Below are 16,450 nucleotides of genomic sequence, written 5' to 3'. Positions count from 1 at the left end.
GCGTGTGCTGGCGCCGCTCGCCCCCGCCCTGGTGGGGGAGTCGTCGGCGCGACCGGTTCCGGCGGTGACCCCGCCGGAACCCGCCGTGCTCGGGTCGCTGGCCCGCGCCCTGGGGTCGCTCGTGCCCGTGGCGGAGGCGTCCTCCGCACCCATGCTGGCCTGCGTCTGACGGCCTGCCGCCGGGCGGGGCCGCCGGCAGCGGCCGACGACCCCACCCGGGTCAGCGGACGCCGAGCAGGTCGACGACGAACACCAGGGTCTCGCCGGGCTTGATGAGGCCGCCGGCACCCTGGTTGCCGTACCCGAGGTGCGGCGGAATGGTGAGCTTGCGCCGGCCGCCGACCCGCATGCCGACCACGCCCTGATCCCAGCCGGCGATGACCCTCCCGCCGCCCAGCGGGAACTCGAACGCCTCGCCGTGGTTCCAGGACGCGTCGAACTCGCGACCGGTGGAGTGGGCCACCCCCACGTAGTGCACGGTGGCCCGCTGACCGGGCTGGGCCTCCGGGCCATCGCCGACCGTGAGGTCCTCGATGACGAGATCGGCGGGCGGCGCGCCCTCGATCGGGCCAACCTGGGGCTTGTCCATGTCGTACGCCTCCTGCTCGGTGCTGCGGTTAACTGCGGTCGCCGTCGATCCTGCCGGATCGTGATCCGCCGATGTCCGGCGGTCCCGCGCCCGGCGGTCCCGGCGCGGCCCGACAAGCGGCGGCGGGCGCCACCGGGAAGGTGGCGCCCGCCGGGCCGTGCTCGTCCGACTAGATCAGCCAGGGGAACCGCTGGACGATGGGCAGCCGCTTCCAGGCCCGGCCGAGCCCGAGGGTGTCGCCCGCGTCGAGCAGGGCGAGGACCACCAGGACCGCGGCGTAGATGAGGTGGTCGTCCATGAAGGGGTTGTTCTCGGGGGGCAGGACGGCCGTCCACATCATCACCAGCAGCAGGCCACCGGCGATGGCGGCGATCCGCATCCCGATGCCGAGGATCAGGGCCACGCCGATGGCGGCCAGGCCGGCCATGAACAGCCAGTCCGCCCAGGCCGCGCCGGCGATCTCGGTGTAGAGCCCCTTGAACGGGCCGGCAGTGCCGAAGGCCAGGAAGCCCTTGGTGGGGCTGCCCCCCTCGATCCAGGCGTTCTTCGCCTCGGTCCCGTGGCCGAGGCCGAACATCTTGTCCAAAAAGGCCCAGAGGAAGGTCCAGCCCAGGGCGATCCGAATTCCGGCCAGGATGTACCGGGTGGCCCTCTGGCGGGTGGTCTCGCCCGATGGAGCGAGGGTGTTGGCGGTGTTCCGCTCGATCGTCGTGGCCATGGTGTCCACGTCCCTTCCTGTGCCTCGCACCGCGTTCCCGGTGGCAGTTCCATTGGACATCGTCACCGGCGTCCCGGTCAGGGCCGATGGGTCCGCTTCCGACCGGGACCTTCGACCCTGATCCACTCGTCCCGTCGGCCGTCCCGGCCGGACATTTCCCCCGTCGGCCTCGTCCGACCGTAGTCGATGATCACGCAACCGCAACCGATGGGACCGGGGACCGGTGATCGCGTGGGCCCGGAGACGCCTCCGGCCGGCGCCACACCGGCACGGGTAGCCGACACCCCTTTCACTCCCGCACCCGAGCGCCCGACCCGCACTATCCGACCGGTACCTCGGCCGTCTCGGGGGCCAGCCGGGCCACCGGCACGCCCTCCCGGGCGGCCCACCCGACGGCGTGCCGGACGTCGGCCACGGGCAGGGGTCGCCGGGCCGTCACGGTGACCGCCGCGTGCACCGCGAACGCGACGAACGGGTACGACTGGACCAGGTCGCCGACCGCCTCGTGCACCTGGCCGGCCACCGTCACCGCCTGCTCCTCGGTCAGCGCCGGCAGGAACAACAGGTACTCCTGGTCCGACAGGCGTACGGCCCGGTCCACCGGGCGCAGCGGCGCGGTCACCGCCCCGATCACCGCCTGCGCCTCGCGGGCCGCGCTGCGCCGGCCGAAGCGCTCCGGCGCGCCAGCCGGCTCGTCCACCCGGACGCCGATCAGCGCCACCGGCAGGGTGCCCGACGCGGTGATCCCGTCCGCGCCCGTCCACCGCCGCATCCCCGACTCGTCGAGCAGCGGCGCGGCGGCCTCGGCGGCCCCCGCCTCGGCACCCCGGCCGCGGTCACCCGACCCCGACCCGGTCGCCCAGCGGTCCCGGGCCGCCCCCTCGGCGCGGGAGAACATCAGCCGCAGCGCCGCCTCGCCGCGTGCCTCGCCGGGCGTCGCGGGCAGATCACGCACCCGGGCCAGCACGTCGTCCACGGTTGCGCGGACCGCGTCGGGAAGCCGGTCGGCGAGCCGCTCGCGCAGCCGCAGGACCTCGTGCAACGCCTCGTCGCGGCGGAACCCCCACCGGCCGTCGAAGAGCCGGCCGGCCTCCAGCGTGGCCGCCGGCTCCACCTCCGCCCGGTCGTACGCGACCAGCGTCGCGCCGAACCGGGGGGTCAGCGCGAGCACGCTCCACTCCCGCGCCAGGTCCTCGGTCTCCTCCAGGGCCACCCCGTACGCGCCGTCGGGGAGCCCCGAAGGAGGCTGCCCGACCACGCCCACCACCGTCACCGCCGCCGAGGCGGCGATCCGCTCGTAGACCGCCCGTTCCCGCTCGAAGTACGGCATCCGTTGGAAGAGCGCGACGACCACCAGCGGCCCGTCCTCGGCGATGGCCAGGGCGGCACTCTCGATGGCGTGGGAGACGGCGACGAGGCTGCGCTTGGTCATGAGTTCCGGGGGCCGTCCACTGTGCAGCACCCGCTGAGCCTAGAGACCCAGAGAATCAAGCGCTTCCGCCGGCCCCGCCCAGCCGGCGCGGCGGCGAGGAGCGTCCGGGCAGCCTGCCCGGGCCGACCGGCGGCCGGGCGCGGGCCGCACCGGCGAGGTGGGATCCATGATCGACGGCCTAGACTCGGCCGGTTGACGGCCCGACGGATGGACAAGGCGGATGACGAGCACCGGTAGTGAAGACGGCTCCCTGCTGCGCCCCGTCGCGGCGTCGACCGGCCGTGGTCCGGCCCTCGCCCGGGGCGGCCAGGTGGTGTACGCAGCCCGGCGGCTCGGCGAGCTGCTGCACGGCCGTCCACCTGGGGTCACCGGTCACCAGTGGAGCTCGGCCGGCCGGGAGTGCCTCGACCACGTGGTCTGCGCCGCCCCTTCGGGCCGACCGCTGTTCGCCGTCGAGGTCGGCCCGCCGGTGCCGCCCGGGTCGGCGGCCCAGCGCGCCGAACGGATGAAGGACGCCGTGTGCGCGGCGGTCGGCCTGGGGGTGCTGCGGATCGCCTCGCCCACCCTGCGCGCCGCCGACCACGGCCGGCGGATCGTCGAGTACGTCATCGACGCGCGCACGTACGCCGACGCCGTCCGGCCGGACCCGGGGCACCCCGAGCCCGGGGACGCCACGCCGGTCGCCTTCCGGGACATCGTCGGCCGGTTGCCGGACGGGCGCAGCGGGCACGTCAACGACCTCGGTGCCCTGGCCCGGGCGGCAGCCGTCGAGGCCTACGTCTCCCGTCGGCTGGTCGACCCGATCGTCCGGGGCCTGCACGTGCGCTGGGCGGACGGCCCGGCCGAGGGCTGGAGCTGGGTCGAGGTGCGGCCCGGCCGGTGCCTGGTGGAACGGGTGCGGGTGTGGGAGCACCGCCTCTCCTGCGGGATAGACCCGGGGCGGCTCGCCGAGGACCTCGCCGCCGTGGCGGTGGGTGAGCGGCTGCGTGGCCTCGACGGCGGCGAGCCGGAGCTGGTCGCCCGCGAGCAGTTCGACGGGGACATCCGCCGGCTGCGGGCGCGCCGTGACGAAATGCGGAACGGCTTTGGATTCGACCACCTCTGCGCGGACTGACGTCCCCTGGAACGGGGCCGTCGACCGGTCGCTCCCGCAGAATTCCCATATCCGGTTGAACCTCGCGCCACGGCACGTACTCCGGCGGGAATGGGCAGGATCTTCCTCCGCCGAGCCTGCCGGCGCGGACGACGGTGCGGAAAGAGCACCATCGACCATCGACATGCGCCCGCACGTCGTAGCGACCCTCGCCGGCGTCTCACCAGAATTGATCGGTCCGACGGGGCCACGTGGCGGCTACCGGATCGAGAGGTAAGCAATTCGACGTGAAGGCCCACACGGGCTCGCCGTCATCCGGTATCGCGCGGAGCAGGCGGCTGCTGGCCGTTGTCGGCACGCTCGCGGTCTTCGGCGGAATCGGCAACAAGGGCGGTCAGCGCGGCGGGGACAACGGCGGTGGCCAGAACGGAGGCGGGGACGGACTGCCGCAGCCCCGCACCGCCCGGTGCGTGGTCCGGGCCGCATCCCGATGGCGGAGCGGGTCAACCGGGCACCCGCCTTCGACGTCGTGCGGATACAGGTCAACCCAACTCGCGCGGCGACGTCGCGACCGTCGGCAGATCCGGGGTCGCCCGGGGGCCGATCACCCCTGGGCGACCCCGTCGCGCGGTTCGAGCACCGGCGGCCTGCGAGGCTGGACCGGTGGACGTGGGACGCGGGGCGGCGCGCAGTGGCCGTCATCTCGGCGGACCGGCACGGCAGGAAGAGTGGACGCCGGTCGGCGCGTGGGTGGGCCGTCACCTCGGGCGGGTGTGTCGGGTGCACCGGACGCCGGTGCCGTGCCGGCCCGGCCCGGTCCGTGCGCCGTTCACCGACGTGTCGACGGGCGCCCCGGAACACCGGGTGTGCCGGGCCCGGCCCGCCCGCGGCTCCGTCGAGTGCGCCGACCGGCAAGTAGCTGACCGGCCCGGTCGTGGGACGGCCCGCACCGGCACCGGCCTATGTCGGCCGGCGCCGTGGGAACTGCAACCGGAAAGGGGCCAGCGGGTGCCGGCCTCCACGGCGCGACCCGGGAACCCCCGGATCGCGGCACCGCCGCCGGATCAGCGGTTTTTGTAGGCCTCGACGACCGACACCGGGATGCGCCCGCGGTCGGAAATCTCGTGGCCGTTGTTGGCGGCCCATTCCCGGATGGCCCGGTTCTGCTCGCGGTCCATTCCGGAGACCGGGGCCCGTCCCGGGCGGCGGGCGGCCCGGCCGGTCTCGACCGGACCCCGACCGATGCGCCGGCCGGCGTTGATGTAGGGATCGAGTGCTTTGCGCAGGGTGCCGGCGTTCTCGTCGGAGACATCGATGGTGTACGCCACGCCGTCCAGGCTGAACTCGACGGTCCGATCCGCCTTCCCGCCGTCGAGGTCATCAGTCAGAACGGTGATTACTTTCCGAGCCATCGCCAATTACTCCTTGTGTGGGGCGGGGTGTGCTAAGAGTTTGACGTATCAACTGGCAATTCCGCAAGAATATGCCCGGTTCTGCAATCGGCGAGTCGAGTTACGCGGGATGGAATCCCGCTCGGCCGGTGGAATTTGCCGGTGCCGCTCAAGCGGTTGAGCAGGCCAGGGGCACCGCGGGGTGGCCACCCGATTCGCCTCCGACACCCATGGCAGGCGCCACGATGTTGTCGTCATCCGCCACGCCTTCCCTTCGGCGGCGGCGGTTTCCCGAAGATCGCGCCGGCCCCGGCTCCGGCCGCGATCAGGCGCGGCGATTGCCGTCGCTCCTCGTCGGACGCTCCCGGCCGGCGAGGGAGACCCGCCCCCGGGCCCTGCGCCGGGCCGCCTCCGATCGACCGCTGGAGTGGCCTGAATCACGCTTCGGAACAAGGGGCGCGCTCTGTTACTTGAGTGAGTCAGGCTCAACCCAACGCGATAGCAGGTGTTCGATGGCAACTCTTCCGGTACTTCCACTGACCGACGCCGTCCTGCTGCCAGGCATGGTCATTCCGGTGACCCTCGACCCGACCACCCAGGCCGCCGTCGACGCGGCCCGCGCCACCGGCGACGAGCAACTCCTCGCCGTGCCCCGTGTCGACGGCGAGTACGGCCCCGTCGGCACGGTCGCCACCATCGAGAAGGTGGGCCGACTGCCCAGCGGCGAGCCGGCCGCCGTGATCCGGGGGTTGTCCCGGGCACGGATCGGCTCCGGCGTCCCCGGGCCCGGCGCCGCCCTCTGGGTCGAGGCCACCGAACTGTCCGAACCCGTCCCCACCGGCCGGGCCCGGGACCTCGCCCGCGAGTACCGCGCCCTGATGACGTCCGTGCTCCAGCAGCGCGGCGCGTGGCAGGTCATCGACGCCATGGAGCGGATGACCGACCTCTCCGAGCTGGCCGACGCGGCCGGCTACGCGCCCTGGCTCACGCTGGCGCAGAAGACCGAACTGCTCGCCGCTCCGGACGTCACCGCCCGGCTGGAGCTTCTCGTCGGCTGGGTGAAGGACCACCTGGCCGAGCAGGAGGTCACCGAGCAGATCAACAGCGACGTCCGCGAGGGGCTGGAGAAGTCCCAGCGCGAGTTCCTGCTCCGCCAGCAGCTCGCCGCCATCCGCAAGGAGCTCGGCGAGGACGAGCCGGACGGCTCCGCCGACTACCGGGCCCGGGTCGAGTCCGCCGAACTGCCCGAGAAGGTCCGCGAGGCGGCGCTGCGCGAGGTCGGCAAGCTGGAGCGGGCCAGCGACGCCTCCCCGGAGGCGGGTTGGATCCGCACCTGGCTGGACACGGTGCTGGAGATGCCGTGGACCACGCGTACCGAGGACAACACCGACCTGGCCGCGGCCCGGGCCGTGCTCGACGCCGACCACGCCGGCCTGGCCGACGTGAAGGACCGCATCCTGGAGTACCTCGCGGTGCGCAACCGCCGGGCCGAGCGCAACCTCGGCGTGGTCGGCGGGCGTGGCTCCGGCGCGGTGCTCGCCCTCGCCGGCCCTCCCGGCGTCGGCAAGACCAGCCTCGGCGAGTCCGTCGCCCGGGCGCTCGGCCGCAACTTCGTCCGGGTCTCCCTCGGCGGCGTCCGCGACGAGGCGGAGATCCGGGGCCACCGCCGCACGTACGTCGGCGCGCTGCCCGGCCGGATCGTCCGTGCGCTGCGCGAGGCCGGCTCGATGAACCCGGTCGTGCTCCTCGACGAGGTCGACAAGCTCGCGGTCGGCTACGCCGGCGACCCGGCCGCCGCCCTGCTGGAGGTGCTCGACCTGGCGCAGAACCACACCTTCCGCGACCACTACCTGGAGGTCGACCTCGACCTGTCCGACGTGCTGTTCCTGGCCACCGCCAACGTGGTGGAGACCATCCCGGGCCCGCTGCTGGACCGGATGGAGCTGGTCACCCTGGACGGCTACACCGAGGACGAGAAGGTCGCCATCGCCCGTGACCACCTGCTGCCGCGGCAGCGGGAGCGGGCCGGCCTGACCGCCGAGGAGGTCACCGTCGCCGACGACGCGCTCGCCCGGATCGCGGGGGAGCACACCCGGGAGGCCGGCGTCCGGCAGTTGGAGCGGGCGCTGGCGAAGATCCTGCGCAAGGTCGCGGTCGCCCTGGCGACCGACCCGACGCCCGTCCGGGTGGACACCGGCAACCTGGCCCGCTACCTCGGCCGGCCCAGGTTCACCCCCGAGTCGGCGGAGCGGACGGCGGTGCCCGGCGTGTCCACCGGCCTCGCGGTCACCGGTGCGGGCGGGGACGTGCTCTTCATCGAGGCCACCAGCATGGAGGGTGAGCCGGGGCTGACCCTCACCGGCCAGCTCGGCGACGTGATGAAGGAGTCCGCGCACATCGCGCTGTCGTACCTGCGCTCCAACGGGCGCCGGCTCGGCATCGACCCGAACGCCCTCGCCGGGCGGCGGATCCACCTGCACGTTCCGGCGGGCGCGGTGCCCAAGGACGGGCCGAGCGCCGGAATCACGATGGTGACGGCGCTGGCCTCGCTGGTGACCGGCCGGCCGGTGCGGCCCGAGTTCGGGATGACCGGCGAGGTGACGCTCTCCGGCCGGGTGCTGCCCATCGGCGGGGTGAAGCAGAAGCTGCTCGCCGCGCACCGGGCCGGCCTGACCGAGGTGATCATCCCGGCCCGTAACGAGCCGGACCTGGACGACCTGCCCACCGAGGTACGGGAGGCGCTGACCGTGCACACCCTCGCCGACGTCGTCGACGTGCTCGCCCTGGCGCTGCGCCCGGCCGACGCCGGCACCCTCACCGGCCCCACCCTGACGGCCGCCTGAGGGCGAACAGAGGTCCCCTGTCATCGCTGCACGCAGGCGGGGGACCTCTGTCGACGCGCGCCCGGCCAAGGCCCCCGCCCCGGCGCTGCCTCAACCCCGTCCCGCGCTGCCCGGGCCTCGTGTCCGGCGGGCCGGGCCTCGTTCCCGGCGGGCCGGGGCCAAGGTCGGGGCGGGCCGTTTCACGACCCGTCGGACGCGCTCCCGCGTCGCGACGCAGGCGCCGGGCAGCCGCCGGTCGGGCTGAGCCGGGCCAGCAGCGCGGCGGTGATCTCGCCGAGCTGCGCCACCTGCGTCGGGGTGAGCGCGTCGAAGACCAGCGACCGGACGAGGGCCACGTGCGCGGGCGCGCTCGCCGCCAGGTGGGCGTAGCCGGCGTCGGTGAGCACCGCGACGGAGCCCCGGCCGTCGTCGTCGGCCCGCTCGCGGCGGACCCAGCCCTGGCGCTCCAGCCGGCCGACGAGGTGGGACAGCCGGGACTGCGAGCCGTTGACCAGGGCTGCCAGCTCACTCATCCGGCGGGACCGGCCAGGGGTCTCCGACAGCAGCGCCAGCACCCCGTAGCCGAAGTGGGTCAGGTCCGCGTCGCGCTGCAACTGCCCGTCGAGTTCGGCCGGCAGCAGGGTGAGCACGGCGAGCATCCGCTGCCAGACCTCCTGCTCGCCGTCGCTCAGCCAGCGGGTGGGTTCCATCGCCCCAGCGTACCGATACTTGACGCTTCAAGTACCCGACCGTACGGTGATGCTTGAAACGTCAAGTAAATTACCCGCCCGGCTGGGCGGCAGCCCTTCGGAGGCACCCTCGTGAACGTCGTCCTGTGGATCCTGCAGATCCTGCTCGCGCTGGTCTTCGCCGTGGGCGGGCTGACCAAGGTGGCCCAACCCAAGGCGAAGCTGCGCGAGCAGATGGGCTGGGTGGAGGGGGTGCCCGAGCCCGCCGTGAAGGCGCTCGGCGCACTCGAGGTGCTCGCCGCCGTCGGCCTGATCCTGCCGGCCGTCACCGGCATCGCCACCGTGCTGACCCCGCTGGCCGCCGTGGGCGCGGCGATCGTGATGGCCGGCGCCGTCGTCGTGCACGCCCGGGCCAAGGAGTACCCGGGCGCGGCGTTCACCGCCGTGCTGCTGGTCGCGGCGCTCGTCGTCGCCTGGGGCAGGTTCGGCTCGTACGCGTTCTGACCTGACCCGGCCGACCCGCGCCGCCGCGGATCAACTCGGCGTCGGTGACCTGGCGGTGCCCCGGAACGCGGGGGCCGTGATCGTCACCGACGCCGAATCGATCAAGAGGTCAGGGACGGTCGCGGTCGCGGCGTACCGTCGTCTTGCGGCCCTTGATGGTGCTGCCGCGCAGCGCGGCGATCACCTCGTCGACCGCCCCGTTCGGGACCTCCACCAGCGAGAACCGGTCGGCGATCTCGATCGAGCCGATGTCCCGGCCGCTCACCCGCGTCTCTCCGGTGATCGCCCCCACCAGGTCCTGCGGGCGCACCCCGGCGCGTCGGCCCAGCCCGATGAACACCTGCGTGGCGTCCCCCGACCGGGGGCGGGCCGGACGGCGGTCGCCGCCGCCCCGGCCCTCGTACCCCGGCCGGGTCTCCCGCTGCGGACGGACCGCGACCTGGGGGATCTCCTCCTCGTCGTCGTCCGAGCCCGGCGAGGCGGCCTCGTGGGCCAGCTTCACCGCGGCGAGGGCGACCTCCATCAGGTCGAACTCGTCCGACAGCGACTCCACGATCACCCGGAACGGATCCAGGTCGTCCTCCAGCAGCGACTCCCGCAGCGCCGCCTGGGTCAGCTCCAGCCGCCGAGTGCGCAGGTCGGCCGCCGTGGGGATCTTGTCGATCGCGATCCGCTGCCCGGTCACCCGCTCGATGGTCTTGAGCATCCGGTGCTCGCGCGGCTCGGCGAGGGTGATCGCCACGCCCTCGCGGCCCGCCCGGCCGACCCGGCCGATCCGGTGCACGTACGACTCCGGGGCCGACGGCACGTCGTAGTTGACCACGTGGGTGAGCTGCTCGACGTCCAGGCCCCGGGCCGCCACGTCGGTGGCCACCAGCAGGTCGGCGGTGCCGGCGCGCAGCCGTCCCATCACCCGGTCCCGCTGCTCCTGGCTCATCCCGCCGTGCAGCGCCTCGGCCCGGTAGCCCCGGCCGTTCATCGTCTCGGTGAGCCGGTCCACCTCCTCGCGGCTGCGGCAGAACACGATCGCCGCGGTCGGCGACTCCACGTCCAGCACCCGGCCCAGCGCCGCCGGCTTGTGTGCCCGCGCCACGATGTACGCGCTCTGCCGCACCAGGGGCGCCTCGCCGGCCACCTGCTGCTCCCGGCCGATCTGGATGCGCACCGGGTCGGTCAGGTGCTGGCGGGCCATCCCGTCGATGCGCGACGGCATGGTCGCCGAGAACAGCACCGTCTGCCGCTGCGCCGGGGCGTGCTCCAGGATTGCCTCGATGTCCTCGGCGAAGCCCATGTCGAGCATCTCGTCGGCCTCGTCGAGCACCACCGTGGCCAGCTCGCCCAGCCGCAGGGTGCCCCGGGCGATGTGGTCCAGCGCCCGCCCCGGGGTGGCCACCACCACGTCCACGCCCAGGTCCAGGGCGCGTAGCTGCCGGCCGATCGGCTGCCCACCGTAGATCGGCAGCACCCGGGTGCCCAGGTCCTTGCCGTACCGGTGGAACGCCTCGGAGACCTGCACCGCCAGCTCCCGGGTGGGCACCAGCACCAGCGCCACCGGTTCGCCGCCGGGGCGCCGGTCAGGCAGGTGGTGCAGCAGCGGCAGGGCGAACGCGGCGGTCTTGCCCGTGCCGGTGGCCGCCTGGCCCAGCAGGTCCCGACCGGCCAGCAGGGGAGGGATGGCCTCCCGCTGGATCGGGGTCGGCTCCTCGTAGCCGAGGGCGGAGAGGGCGCCGAGCAGTTCGGCGCGCAACCCGAGGTCGGTGAAGGCGGTCGCCTCGTCGGTGCTGGCGGGGGCGGCGGGGACGATCGGTGTCGGTGCGGAACTCATGCCATAAGCCTTTCATCACCCCTCGAGGCGCGCTCGGGCGACCGGCACAACCGGCTTCCTCGGGCCTGTGTCGTGGGCGACGGCCGGCGGTGTGCTGCGACCAGCCCGCTGGCAGCGGCCTCGTCCTTGCCGCCGAGAGGCAACTGAATCGGTTAACAATCATTGATCCTCAGCCACGGATAAATGGCGTCGGTTTCTGGGGCTGGAAGCTTTTGATCATCAGGCGGGTCGAGTGGGTTGGTCACCCTCGAAGCCGGAGCGGCCCATCGACGATGTGGCCCAGAGGGTCGCTCAGCGACCGTGCCGAAGGTGGCGAAATCGCACCCTCGGTTCACACTCTTGCAACTGAACCGGTTCAGTGCTTTGATGGGCCCATCGGGCAACCAGAACCATCGATGTCTTGCTTCCGGGTCGGGCTCGGCCGCGTATCGCTCCTCCCTCGGCGCAACGATCCCCTGCCGCCTGGCCCGGGCGGTCGCGGCCGGCCCCGGCCCCAGGGGATCCCCTCCCTGTGGTCATCGCCCGAAGCGGCCCGGGCTGGCCGCGACAAGTTCACGTCCCCCGAATGGTTTAGGAGTTCAGCATGCCCAGGAAGAAATTCCCAGCACTGTCCGTAGGCCTGCTCCTCGGCGTTCTGCTGGCCGCGATCGGCGTGTTCGTTGTGGGCCCCGGCGCGCAGGCGGCGGCGTCGCCGTTCGTCCAGCGGTGCGGTATCCGTTTCTGTCTGGACGGCAAGGCGTTCTACTTCGCCGGGACGAACACGTACGACCTGTTCACCTACGGCAGCGGATCGGGTGACACCGAGACCCAGTACATGGACAAGGCCCGCATCGACGGCCAGTTCGCCCGGATGAGCGCGGATCGGGTCACGGTGGCGCGGACCTGGCTGTTCAGCATGGAGAGCTGGCACGGGTTCGAGACGGCCGAGGGCGTCTACAACGAGCAGCAGTTCGCGCTCTTCGACTACGTCATCCAGTCGGCGAAGGCACACAACATCCGGCTCGTTCCGGTCTTCGAGAACTACTGGGAGGCATACGGCGGCATCGACCGTCGCCTCCAGTGGGAGGGCCTGTCCGGCGGCCACCCCGGACGCGGTCAGTTCTTCAACAAGTCCAAGTGCCCCGGCTGCTTCACCTCGTACAAGAACTACGTCAGCCACGTCCTGAACCGCGTCAACCACTACAGCGGCGTCAGGTACAAGGACGAACCGACGGTCATGGCCTGGGAGTTGATGAACGAGCCTCGCTACCAGGACCAGACCCCGAACGAGAACACCACGGGCACCACCCTGCGGGCCTGGGTCGACGAGATGGGCGCCTTCGTCAAGGGAATCGACCCCCACCATCTGCTCGGCACCGGCCTGGAGGCGCACGAGACGCGGTACGGGTTTGGCGGCGACGAGGGCAACCCGTTCGTGTACATCCACCAGTCTCCGTACATCGACTTCACCTCCGCCCATCCCTACCCGACCGAGCCGTGGGCCGACCTGGACCTCGCCGAGACCAAGGCGCTGGTCCGGCAGTGGATCTCAGACTCACACAACCTGCTCGGCAAGCCCTTCTTCATGGGCGAGTTCAATACGCACAACGTCGACCGGACCGCATGGTGGCGGGAACTCTTCGCCGACTTCGAGGCCGCCGGTGGCGACGGCAGCGCGTTCTGGTGGTACGCCGATCGCGAGATCGACGGCAAGTTCGGCGTCACCCAGGGCGATCCGGAGTTGGCCGTGTTCCGTGCCCACTCCGAGCGGATGATCGCAAAGAGCGGCGGCACAGTCCCCACGGTCGGGCCGACCGTGTCACCGACCAGCCCGAGCCCGACGGCTTCTCCGACGGTGTCCCCGACGACGCAGCCCACCTCGCCGCCCAGCGCGTGCACGGTGCGGTACGTGTTGTCCGACTGGGGCAACACCTTCAACGCCGACGTCACCATCCGCAACGGTGCCAACAGCGCGGTCAACGGTTGGGCGTTGACCTTCTCGTTCCCCGGTGCCCAGGCCATCAACAACACCTGGAACGGGGAGGCCACCCAGTCCGGGAAACAGGTCACCGTCCGAAACGCGTCGTGGAACCCCACGATCGCCGCCGGTGGCAGCGTCAACTTCGGCTTCTCCGCCACCTCGACTCCCGGGACCAACGGCGTCCCGACGGCCTTCAGCCTCAACGGCGTCGCCTGCGCCAAGAGCTGACATGTCCGGTGCGGGCGGCCTGACGGAGGCCCGCCCCAGCCACGGGTGTCCCCGGCCGAACCGGCCGGGGACACCTGGCGGTTCCCGCCGCCGGCTGCGGCAGCCTGGCCCGACCCGGGCCGGGCGGGCCCGCCTCCGCGCCCCGGGACGATTCGTGTGCGCGGGCCCTGCTCGGAGCCGCGGGACCAAACGCGAAACTCTCCGTTCTCGGGTGCGGTCCGGCTCCGTGGTCGGCGGAGGGGGCTGCGCGAACGGCTGTGTTCGGCGAAACTGGGACAAGGGCCTCTTCCTCTGGGAATCGAGGCCCGGTCGGACGGCCGGGGTGCCGCACCCACCCCGGCCGTCCGGCTCCACCTCGGTCAGCGGTTGAGTCGCAGGTGGCAAACTCGGCGGTCACCGGCGGCTCGGCGCCGCCGTGCGCCATCAGCCCGATCCGGGGGAGCGGCGTCGCCCGGGGCGGCGCAGCTGCTGCCAGGGGTCCAGGCGGTCCTCGTCGTTGGGCGGTGGTCCCGCCGTTAGGGGGATATAGGAAGATTGTTCGTTCTCGGCCCCACTTCTGACCATTACGGTGTGTATCAGGTCAACCCACACGGTGTCGTGCCGGAAGAGAGGACCCGACCATGCGAGTGCCCAGTCGACGCACCGGCCCCCAGCTCGGCCTGCCCGTCGCGTCCGCCACGCCGGCCCGGCGGGTGGCCCGGGGGGTGGCCCGCCGACCGGCCCCGCCCGCCACCCCGGACCTCGCCGCCTACCGGGCGGCCGTGGCGGAGCTGCTGATCGAGGTCGGTGCCCTGGCCGAACCCGAGTCGACGGGGGCCCGACAGGTGCTGCTCGACGAGCGCCTGCGGGAGCCGGCGATCGCCGCGGTGCTCGACGCCACCCCGCAGGGCATCATCGGCGCCCGGGAGACGCTGCTGCTGGAGATGGCCCGCTACCGGCCCAACCCGCGCAGCTCCGCCGCCGACCTCACCGCCCTGATCCGGATCTACCTGCTCTCCCGCATCGACGTGCTGTGGTGGCGCGACGCGCCCACCTTCATGACCGACGCGGAGGTGAACGCCAGCGCCGACCTGGTGGACCTGGAGTGGCTGCGCCGCCGCGACCTGCTCCGCTTCCGGTACCAGCAACAGCCGGGCACCCTCGTCGGCCGGGGCGTGCGGGCGGTGGGCCGCCGGTTACTGCCGGAGGCCCGGCCGCACACCGCCGGGCTGAAGTTCCGCCGGGCCCGGCGCGAGGTGATCGGCCTGCTCAACGACATCGGCCGCGAGTTCGACCGGATCACCCCGCCCGGCACCCCGCCGCTGTGGGTGACCAGCCTGGTCCGCAGCGCGGAGCACCAGCACCAGCTACGCCGCCTCGGCTACGCCGCGATGGTGCCCAGCGGGCACTGTCTCGGCTACGCGGTCGACGTGGAACTGGCCTGGTTCGAGCGGTTCGGCGCCCGGGACGCCCTGGCCGGGCTGCTGCTCGCCCGGCAGCGGGCCGGGGAGGTCAACGTGGTCGACGAGGGACAGGCCTGGCACCTGTGCCTCGCGCCCGCCGCCGGGCTGCGGTTCCGCCGGTCGTACGAGGCCGAGATGGGGGTCTGAGCCGTGTGTGGCATCGCGTTGAGCATCGGCCCGGAGGCCGACCCGGCCACCTTCCGCCGGATGCTGGCAGTTCTCGCCCCGCGCGGCGAGGTGACCGAGACCCGCCGGGAGGCCGGGCTGCTCGCCGGCACCCGCCGGCTGCGGATCGTCGACCGGGACCGGGCCGTGCAGCCCTGGGTCTCCGCCGACGGGCGGTTCCTGCTCTGCCACAACGGCGAGATCTTCAACCACCACGAGCTGCGCGCGGAGCTGACGCGACTCGGCCACCCGTTCCGCACTGAGAGCGACACCGAGGTGCTGCTCGCCGCGTTCCTGGCCTGGGGCGAGGACGCGGTGCGGCGGCTGCGCGGCGAGTACGCGTTCGTCGTCGTCGAGCGGAGCACCGGGCGGGCCTACCTGGCCCGTGACCCGATCGGGGTCAAGCCGCTGTACTGGTCCCGGGTGCCCGGCTGCCTGCACCTGGCCAGCGAGGTCAAGGCGCTGGTCGGGCACGGCGCGCCGGTGTGCGAGGTGCCCCCGGGGCAGCACGGCTGGGCCGAGCCGGATGGCGACGTCCGGCTGCGCCCGTACGTCGACCTGCTGACCCTCGGCGAGGGGCTGCCGATGGTGGACGACCCGGACGAGGCCGCCCTGCTCGTCCGTGCCGCCCTCACCGACAGCATCCGGATGCGGGTGGACACCGACCTGCCCCTCGGCGTGGTGCTCTCCGGCGGGCTGGACAGCTCCCTGGCCCTGGTGCACGCCCACCAGATGCACCCGAACTGCGTGGCGATCACCGTCGGCGTGCCGGAGAGCCCGGACGTGGCGTACGCCCGGCGGCTCGCCGCCGACCTGGGGGTGCCGCACGAGGTGGTCGAGCTGCGCCCCCGTGACGTCCGGCTCGCCGACGTGCGGGAGGCCATCCGGATCTCGGAGCTGACCGAGTACGGGGACATCATCAACGCGGTGGTCTCGGTGCCGATCTTCCGTCGGCTCCGCGAGCTGGGCGTGCGGGTGGTGCTCACCGGGGACGGCTCCGACGAGCTGTTCGGCGGCTACCCGATGTACCACCAGGTCGGCCCCGAGCGGGCCCGCCGGCTGTTCCTGCACCGGATCCGCAACCTGTGTCGTACGGAGTTGCAGCGGGTGGACCGGGCCAGCATGGGCCACGGGGTCGAGGCACGGGTGCCGTTCCTCGACCTCAGCGTGGTGGAGCTGGCGATGCGGTTGCCGCTGGAGCTGAAGCTGCGCGAGGGGCGGGAGAAGTGGATCGTGCGACGGGCCTTCGCCGACGTGCTGCCCGACTACGTGCTGCGCCGGCCGAAGAACCCGATGTCGTACTCGTCGGGGCTGCACGAGCGGGCCCGGCTCTACAAGCCGCTGTTCGCCCGGCTGCACCGCTCGTTCGGCTACCACCTGCTCGAACCCGTCCGGCGGGACTTCGACAGCGTGCTCAGCCGGTGCGGCAACGACCTGGACCGGGCCATCGCCGATGGGCTGGCCAGGCCGGACTACACGATGCTGGAGCACGCCCGGGACCTGGTCGGGGCGGCGAAGTGGAACGCCGCGCCGGTGGTCCGCCGGCTGGTCGGCCCGCGCGCCACGCGACGTACGCCGGTCGGCTGACCGCT

At 73.0% G+C, this 16,450-nt stretch carries 12 protein-coding genes; 6 read left to right on the top strand and 6 right to left on the bottom strand.

Translation table 11 applies throughout. The annotated features are described in order from the left end of the window. Positions 1–220: 220 nt before the first annotated feature. From ACQPZO_RS16105 to ACQPZO_RS16095, 3 genes are all read right to left on the bottom strand, one after another. A complete protein-coding gene (locus ACQPZO_RS16105) occupies positions 221–589 on the bottom strand; it encodes an FKBP-type peptidyl-prolyl cis-trans isomerase (protein WP_350888013.1) in 369 nt (122 codons plus the stop codon). A 169-nt stretch (positions 590–758) separates the two neighbouring features. Then, complete coding sequence (locus ACQPZO_RS16100; protein WP_433341855.1) at positions 759–1,316, bottom strand: hypothetical protein; 558 nt, start codon at positions 1,314–1,316, stop codon at positions 759–761. 310 nt (positions 1,317–1,626) lie between these two features. Next, entirely contained in the window at positions 1,627–2,769 is a 1,143-nt protein-coding gene (locus ACQPZO_RS16095) for a DICT sensory domain-containing protein (protein WP_433341854.1), read from the bottom strand. 190 nt (positions 2,770–2,959) lie between these two features. Between ACQPZO_RS16095 and ACQPZO_RS16090 the strand changes: the two genes are divergently transcribed. Next, a complete protein-coding gene (locus ACQPZO_RS16090) occupies positions 2,960–3,853 on the top strand; it encodes a hypothetical protein (protein WP_433341853.1) in 894 nt (297 codons plus the stop codon). Between the two features lie 1,043 nt (positions 3,854–4,896). On the opposite strand, the gene ACQPZO_RS16085 is transcribed toward ACQPZO_RS16090, so the two are convergent. After that, a complete protein-coding gene (locus ACQPZO_RS16085; protein WP_433341851.1) occupies positions 4,897–5,244 on the bottom strand; it encodes a histone-like nucleoid-structuring protein Lsr2 in 348 nt (115 codons plus the stop codon). Between the two features lie 491 nt (positions 5,245–5,735). On the opposite strand from ACQPZO_RS16085, the gene lon reads away from it, so the two are divergent. Continuing rightward, positions 5,736–8,066 (top strand): endopeptidase La, encoded by a 2,331-nt coding sequence (gene lon / locus ACQPZO_RS16080; protein WP_433341849.1) that lies wholly within the window; start codon positions 5,736–5,738, stop codon positions 8,064–8,066. A 179-nt stretch (positions 8,067–8,245) separates the two neighbouring features. Here the strand turns inward: lon and ACQPZO_RS16075 are convergent, their stop codons facing one another. Continuing rightward, positions 8,246–8,755 carry a MarR family winged helix-turn-helix transcriptional regulator gene (locus ACQPZO_RS16075; RefSeq protein ID WP_433341847.1) on the bottom strand — a complete coding sequence of 170 codons (510 nt, stop codon included), beginning with the start codon at positions 8,753–8,755 and terminating at the stop codon, positions 8,246–8,248. A 111-nt stretch (positions 8,756–8,866) separates the two neighbouring features. Here ACQPZO_RS16075 and ACQPZO_RS16070 point away from each other — a divergent pair, with 111 nt between their 5' ends. Then, a complete protein-coding gene (locus tag ACQPZO_RS16070) occupies positions 8,867–9,238 on the top strand; it encodes a DoxX family protein (protein WP_433341846.1) in 372 nt (123 codons plus the stop codon). Positions 9,239–9,347: 109 nt separating this feature from the next. Here the strand turns inward: ACQPZO_RS16070 and ACQPZO_RS16065 are convergent, their stop codons facing one another. Beyond that, positions 9,348–11,063 (bottom strand): DEAD/DEAH box helicase, encoded by a 1,716-nt coding sequence (locus ACQPZO_RS16065; RefSeq protein ID WP_433341844.1) that lies wholly within the window; start codon positions 11,061–11,063, stop codon positions 9,348–9,350. 583 nt (positions 11,064–11,646) lie between these two features. Between ACQPZO_RS16065 and ACQPZO_RS16060 the strand changes: the two genes are divergently transcribed. The 3 genes from ACQPZO_RS16060 (at position 11,647) to ACQPZO_RS16050 (ending at position 16,445) form a co-directional block, all read left to right on the top strand. Beyond that, the gene (locus ACQPZO_RS16060; RefSeq protein WP_433341842.1) at positions 11,647–13,251 is read left to right on the top strand and encodes a cellulose binding domain-containing protein; all 1,605 of its coding nucleotides are present in this window, start codon (positions 11,647–11,649) and stop codon (positions 13,249–13,251) included. A gap of 620 nt (positions 13,252–13,871) precedes the next feature. Continuing rightward, positions 13,872–14,840 (top strand): DUF5715 family protein, encoded by a 969-nt coding sequence (locus ACQPZO_RS16055; RefSeq protein ID WP_433341840.1) that lies wholly within the window; start codon positions 13,872–13,874, stop codon positions 14,838–14,840. Between the two features lie 3 nt (positions 14,841–14,843). After that, positions 14,844–16,445: an asparagine synthetase B family protein gene (locus tag ACQPZO_RS16050; protein WP_433341838.1), complete on the top strand. Its 1,602-nt coding sequence runs from the start codon at positions 14,844–14,846 to the stop codon at positions 16,443–16,445. The last annotated feature ends 5 nt before the right edge of the window (positions 16,446–16,450 follow it).

It is taken from the genome of Micromonospora sp. CA-111912 (assembly GCF_050948415.1).
Lineage (GTDB): Bacteria > Actinomycetota > Actinomycetes > Mycobacteriales > Micromonosporaceae > Micromonospora.
Note: the sequence above shows the minus strand (reverse complement) of the source record. Positions and strands in the feature narration are given on the sequence as shown.